Origin of the sequence: Nocardia amamiensis, from assembly GCF_015477605.1 — a bacterium.
GTDB lineage: Bacteria > Actinomycetota > Actinomycetes > Mycobacteriales > Mycobacteriaceae > Nocardia > Nocardia amamiensis_A.
Genome location: NZ_JADLQX010000168.1, coordinates 1 through 1005, shown reverse-complemented (window position 1 = coordinate 1005; position 1005 = coordinate 1). Strand labels below are relative to the sequence as shown.

Below are 1005 nucleotides of genomic sequence, written 5' to 3'. Positions count from 1 at the left end.
TTAATACTCCAGCGGTAGATCGTGACGTGCCGTCGGGTTGGTTTGATCGCCGCGGCTGTGGTGCAGCGCGTCGCTGACTGAAATGGGTGCAGCCACCGTGTGGTTCGGTTGATCTTGTGTGTAGTACAACTGAATTCACGGTGGCCGCTGCTGCGAGCATAGACCCGGAGGCGTTCGCAGCGGAACTCGATGAGGTGGTCGGGCGGGTGGCGGGCCGGTTTCCGCGGGTGGAGACCCGCGCCACGATGCGGCAGTTCGTGATCGGTATGACGGCGACGTTACCGACGAAGAACTGCTGGACCATCGGTGAGTATCTCGGGTATCGGGATCCGCACGTGCTGCAACACTTCTTGAGCCGGTCCAGCTGGGACGATGCGGGTGCGGTTACCGATCTGGCCGGGTACGTGCGTGATCGCCTCGGTCATGACGCGGTGACTGTGGTTCTGGACGAAACAGGGGACCTGAAGAAGGGCGTCAAGACCGTCGGGGTGCAGCGCCAATACACCGGTACGGCCGGCCGCACAGAGAATTCGCAGGTCGCGGTCTATCTCGGGTACCGGACAGAGCTGGGCTACACCCTGATCGACCGCGAGTTGTACCTACCCGAGAGCTGGTCGCAGAACCCCGAACGGCGCGCCGAGGCGGGCGTGCCCGCCGACGTCGAGTTCGCCACCAAGGGCCGGCTCGCGGTGGCGATGCTCGAGCGGTTCTTCGCCGCCGGCGGCGCGGCCGCGTGGTTGACCGGCGACGAGGTCTACGGCGACTGCCCCCACCTGCGTGAATACGCCGAGGAACGGGAACTGGCCTACGTCGTGGCCATCGGCTGCAACCGCCACCTCACCACCGCGACCGGCCGCACGGCCCGCGCCGACGAACTCGTCGCAGCGCTGTCCAAGGGCCGGTGGCACGCGATGGCGGCAGGAGACGGCGCGAAAGGCCCACGCCTCTACGACTGGGCATGGATCACCCTCGCCGACGACCACGACGCCTCGCCCGGACACCGGT

1 protein-coding gene is annotated in these 1005 nt (G+C 66.6%); it reads left to right on the top strand.

The window, feature by feature from the left end; translation table 11 throughout:
- Nucleotides 1-116: 116 nt before the first annotated feature.
- The coding region (locus tag IU459_RS37285; protein WP_195134276.1) for an IS701 family transposase at nt 117-1005 on the top strand (889 nt) is incomplete at its 3' end.